The organism is Cellulomonas sp. B6, assembly GCF_001462455.1.
GTDB lineage: Bacteria > Actinomycetota > Actinomycetes > Actinomycetales > Cellulomonadaceae > Cellulomonas.
Map to the genome: position 1 here is coordinate 1 of NZ_LNTD01000258.1, position 5468 is coordinate 5468.

The 5468-nt window shown below is 58.6% G+C and carries 3 rRNA genes; all 3 read left to right on the forward strand.

The features are described from left to right. Positions 1–97: 97 nt before the first annotated feature. The 3 genes from ATM99_RS17520 to rrf all read left to right on the forward strand — a co-directional run bounded on the left by ATM99_RS17520 (position 98) and on the right by rrf (position 5327). Positions 98–1617, forward strand: a 16S ribosomal RNA gene (locus ATM99_RS17520). 409 nt (positions 1618–2026) lie between these two features. Beyond that, a 23S ribosomal RNA gene (locus ATM99_RS17525) occupies positions 2027–5137 on the forward strand. 73 nt (positions 5138–5210) lie between these two features. Beyond that, positions 5211–5327, forward strand: a 5S ribosomal RNA gene (rrf, locus tag ATM99_RS17530). Together the 16S, 23S and 5S rRNA genes form the textbook arrangement of a ribosomal RNA operon. The last annotated feature ends 141 nt before the right edge of the window (positions 5328–5468 follow it).

Here is a 5468-nt window from a genome sequence, read left to right on the forward strand (position 1 = left end):
GGATCAGGGATGATGCCAGTTGATGCCCTCTTTCGAGGGGGTTCTTTGTGGTGTCTGTTGCTTGCTGGTCTTCGGGCTGGTGGGTGGCTGATGAACATTCACGGAGAGTTTGATTCTGGCTCAGGACGAACGCTGGCGGCGTGCTTAACACATGCAAGTCGAACGGTGAACCTCAGCTTGCTGGGGGGATCAGTGGCGAACGGGTGAGTAACACGTGAGTAACCTGCCCTTCACTCTGGGATAAGCCTTGGAAACGGGGTCTAATACCGGATACGAGACGCACGGGCATCTGTAGCGTCTGGAAAGATTTATCGGTGGAGGATGGACTCGCGGCCTATCAGCTTGTTGGTGGGGTAATGGCCCACCAAGGCGACGACGGGTAGCCGGCCTGAGAGGGCGACCGGCCACACTGGGACTGAGACACGGCCCAGACTCCTACGGGAGGCAGCAGTGGGGAATATTGCACAATGGGCGCAAGCCTGATGCAGCGACGCCGCGTGCGGGATGACGGCCTTCGGGTTGTAAACCGCTTTCAGCAGGGAAGAAGCGAAAGTGACGGTACCTGCAGAAGAAGCGCCGGCTAACTACGTGCCAGCAGCCGCGGTAATACGTAGGGCGCAAGCGTTGTCCGGAATTATTGGGCGTAAAGAGCTCGTAGGCGGTTTGTCGCGTCTGCTGTGAAAACCTCAGGCTCAACCTGGGGCTTGCAGTGGGTACGGGCAGACTAGAGTGCGGTAGGGGTGACTGGAATTCCTGGTGTAGCGGTGGAATGCGCAGATATCAGGAGGAACACCGATGGCGAAGGCAGGTCACTGGGCCGCAACTGACGCTGAGGAGCGAAAGCATGGGGAGCGAACAGGATTAGATACCCTGGTAGTCCATGCCGTAAACGTTGGGCACTAGGTGTGGGGTCCATTCCACGGATTCCGTGCCGCAGCAAACGCATTAAGTGCCCCGCCTGGGGAGTACGGCCGCAAGGCTAAAACTCAAAGAAATTGACGGGGGCCCGCACAAGCGGCGGAGCATGCGGATTAATTCGATGCAACGCGAAGAACCTTACCAAGGCTTGACATACACCGGAAACGTGCAGAGATGTGCGCCCCGCAAGGTCGGTGTACAGGTGGTGCATGGTTGTCGTCAGCTCGTGTCGTGAGATGTTGGGTTAAGTCCCGCAACGAGCGCAACCCTCGTCCCATGTTGCCAGCGGGTTATGCCGGGGACTCATGGGAGACTGCCGGGGTCAACTCGGAGGAAGGTGGGGATGACGTCAAATCATCATGCCCCTTATGTCTTGGGCTTCACGCATGCTACAATGGCCGGTACAAAGGGCTGCGATACCGCGAGGTGGAGCGAATCCCAAAAAGCCGGTCTCAGTTCGGATTGGGGTCTGCAACTCGACCCCATGAAGTCGGAGTCGCTAGTAATCGCAGATCAGCAACGCTGCGGTGAATACGTTCCCGGGCCTTGTACACACCGCCCGTCAAGTCATGAAAGTCGGTAACACCCGAAGCCGATGGCCCAACCTTTTGGGGGGAGTCGTCGAAGGTGGGACTGGCGATTAGGACTAAGTCGTAACAAGGTAGCCGTACCGGAAGGTGCGGCTGGATCACCTCCTTTCTAAGGAGCATCTGGCAGCTGGTCGTCCTGTCATGGGGCGGGATGGTTGTCCAGGCCCACGCCCGGTCCGAACGCGATCGGGGTGGTGCTCGAGGGTGGAACATCGACTACTGGCCGGCTCGTTGAGCTGGTGGCTCCTAGTACGCTCTCAGGTTCGCCTGGGAGGAGGGAACGGAGGTCTACCGGTTCGGTGCGGGTCGGCCTGGCACGCTGTTGGGTCCTGAGGGAACAGCCCGTGAGGGGATGTTGCCTTGGTCGGGACCTTCGGTCCGGTTGAACCGCTGGATCTGCGCTGGTGCTGCCCTTGGGGTGGTGGTGGTGTGGGTGCGGTAGGCGCCGGGTGCTGGGGGTGACCGGTGGTTGCTTGAGAACTGCACAGTGGACGCGAGCATCTTTGAATGATCTTTGTGGTCAAGTTTATAAGTGCACAGGGTGGATGCCTTGGCACCAGGAGCCGAAGAAGGACGTAGTAGCCTGCGATAAGCCTCGGGGAGTTGGCAAACGAACCGTGATCCGAGGATTTCCGAATGGGGAAACCCCGCCGCAGTCATGTGCGGTGACCCTCACCTGAATATATAGGGTGAGTGGAGGGAACGCCGGGAAGTGAAACATCTCAGTACCGGCAGGAAGAGATATTCCGTGAGTAGTGGCGAGCGAAAGCGGATCAGGCCAAACCGTGCGCGTGTGATAGCCGGCAGGCGTTGCGCGTACGGGGTTGTGGGACCTTTCCGTTGCTTCTGCCGAAGCAGCAGGGAGTCAGAAAGTCGCGTCATAGTCGAAGGGCATTGAAAGGCCCGGCACAGAGGGTGTTACCCCCGTAGACGAAATGGCGTGGCCTCCCGAAGGGGATCCCAAGTAGCTCCGGGCCCGAGAAACCCGGAGTGAATCTGCACAGACCACTGTGTAAGCCTAAATACTACCTGGTGACCGATAGCGGACAAGTACCGTGAGGGAAAGGTGAAAAGTACCCCGGGAGGGGAGTGAAATAGTACCTGAAACCGTGTGCATACAATCCGTCGGAGCCTCCCTAGCAGGGGTGACGGCGTGCCTTTTGAAGAATGAGCCTGCGAGTTAGTGGTACGTGGCGAGGTTAACCCGTGTGGGGAAGCCGTAGCGAAAGCGAGTCCGAATAGGGCGACCGTAGTCGCGTGCTCTAGACCCGAAGCGAAGTGATCTAGCCATGGGCAGGGTGAAGCGCGGGTAAGACCGCGTGGAGGCCCGAACCCACCAGGGTTGAAAACCTGGGGGATGACCTGTGGTTAGGGGTGAAAGGCCAATCAAACTTCGTGATAGCTGGTTCTCCCCGAAATGCATTTAGGTGCAGCGTCACGCGTTTCTTGCCGGAGGTAGAGCTACTGGATAGCCGATGGGCCCCACCAGGTTACTGACGTTAGCCAAACTCCGAATGCCGGTAAGCCAGAGCGTGGCAGTGAGACTGCGGGGGATAAGCTCCGTAGTCGAGAGGGAAACAGCCCAGACCACCAGCTAAGGCCCCTAAGCGTGTGCTAAGTGGGAAAGGATGTGGAGTTGCACAGACAACCAGGAGGTTGGCTTAGAAGCAGCCACCCTTGAAAGAGTGCGTAATAGCTCACTGGTCAAGTGATTCCGCGCCGACAATGTAGCGGGGCTCAAGCACACCGCCGAAGCTGTGGCATTCACACTCGAGACAAGCCTTCGTGGTTCAGTCGTGTGGATGGGTAGGGGAGCGTCGTGTCGCCAGCGAAGCCGCGGGGGAACCCAGTGGTGGAGGCGACACGAGTGAGAATGCAGGCATGAGTAGCGAATGACGGGTGAGAAACCCGTCCGCCGAATGACCAAGGGTTCCAGGGCCAGGCTAATCCGCCCTGGGTAAGTCGGGACCTAAGGCGAGGCCGACAGGCGTAGTCGATGGACAACGGGTTGATATTCCCGTACCGGCGAAGAACCGCCCATACCGAGCCCGGTGATGCTTACCGTCCGAGCCTGCCCCATCGTCCTTCGGGACACCGGGGCAGGGGAGCACGGGACCCGAACCGGTAGTAGGTAAGCGTATTAACAGGAGTGACGCAGGAAGGCAGCCCAGCGTGGCGATGGTAGTCCACGTCCAAGGTCGTAGGGTCAGGTGTAGGCAAATCCGCACCTGGTGAAGCCTGAGAACCGACGGTAACCGCTTCAGCGGGAATTGGGTGATCCTATGCTGCCAAGAAAAGCTTCGACGCGAGGTTCTAGCCGCCCGTACCCCAAACCGACTCAGGTGGTCAGGTAGAGAATACCAAGGCGATCGAGAGAATCGTGGTTAAGGAACTCGGCAAAATGCCCCCGTAACTTCGGGAGAAGGGGGGCCTCAAGCGTGATCCACCCGTGCGGTGGTGAGCGTGGAGGGCCGCAGAGACCAGGGAGAAGCGACTGTTTACTAAAAACACAGGTCCGTGCGAAGTCGCAAGACGATGTATACGGACTGACGCCTGCCCGGTGCTGGAAGGTTAAGAGGACGGGTCAGCTCTTTGAGCGAAGCTCAGAATTTAAGCCCCAGTAAACGGCGGTGGTAACTATAACCATCCTAAGGTAGCGAAATTCCTTGTCGGGTAAGTTCCGACCTGCACGAATGGCGTAACGACTTCTCCGCTGTCTCAACCGCGAACTCGGCGAAATTGCACTACGAGTAAAGATGCTCGTTACGCGCAGCAGGACGGAAAGACCCCGGGACCTTTACTATAGCTTGGTATTGGTGTTCGGTGCGGCTTGTGTAGGATAGGTGGGAGACTGTGAAGCCGGCACGCCAGTGTCGGTGGAGTCAACGTTGAAATACCACTCTGGTCGCTCTGGACATCTAACCTCGGTCCGTGATCCGGATCAGGGACAGTGCCTGGTGGGTAGTTTAACTGGGGCGGTTGCCTCCTAAAATGTAACGGAGGCGCTCAAAGGTTCCCTCAGCCTGGTTGGCAATCAGGTGGCGAGTGCAAGTGCACAAGGGAGCTTGACTGTGAGACTGACAGGTCGAGCAGGGACGAAAGTCGGAACTAGTGATCCGGCGGTGGCTTGTGGAAGCGCCGTCGCTCAACGGATAAAAGGTACCCCGGGGATAACAGGCTGATCTTGCCCAAGAGTCCATATCGACGGCATGGTTTGGCACCTCGATGTCGGCTCGTCGCATCCTGGGGCTGGAGTAGGTCCCAAGGGTTGGGCTGTTCGCCCATTAAAGCGGTACGCGAGCTGGGTTTAGAACGTCGTGAGACAGTTCGGTCCCTATCCGCTGCGCGCGCAGGAAACTTGAGAAGGGCTGTCCCTAGTACGAGAGGACCGGGACGGACGAACCTCTGGTGTGCCAGTTGTTCCGCCAGGAGCACGGCTGGTTGGCTACGTTCGGAAGGGATAACCGCTGAAAGCATCTAAGCGGGAAGCCTGCTTCAAGATGAGGTTTCCACGGGGCTCGTCCCCGAGAGGCTCCCAGCTAGACCACTGGGTAGATAGGCCGGATGTGGAAGGCAGGACTAAAGACTGCCGCAGCTGACCGGTACTAATAAGCCGACAACTTGACTAACTCATTCATTGCTACGCGTCCACTGTGCGGTTCCCGAGAAACCAACGGGAACCCGTTGACAACTCGACAGCGTTACGGCGGTCATAGCGAAGGGGAAACGCCCGGTCCCATTCCGAACCCGGAAGCTAAGCCCTTCAGCGCCGATGGTACTGCACTCGCCAGGGTGTGGGAGAGTAGGACGCCGCCGGACAATCATTCAACGAAAGGCCCACCCCTCACGGGGTGGGCCTTTCGTCGTTCACGAGGTTTCCTCGTTCACCAGGTACGACGTCCGGTTGACGAGCCACCGGACTCGGCGTGCGGAGGACCGAAACCCTCCCCGGCCCGTTCC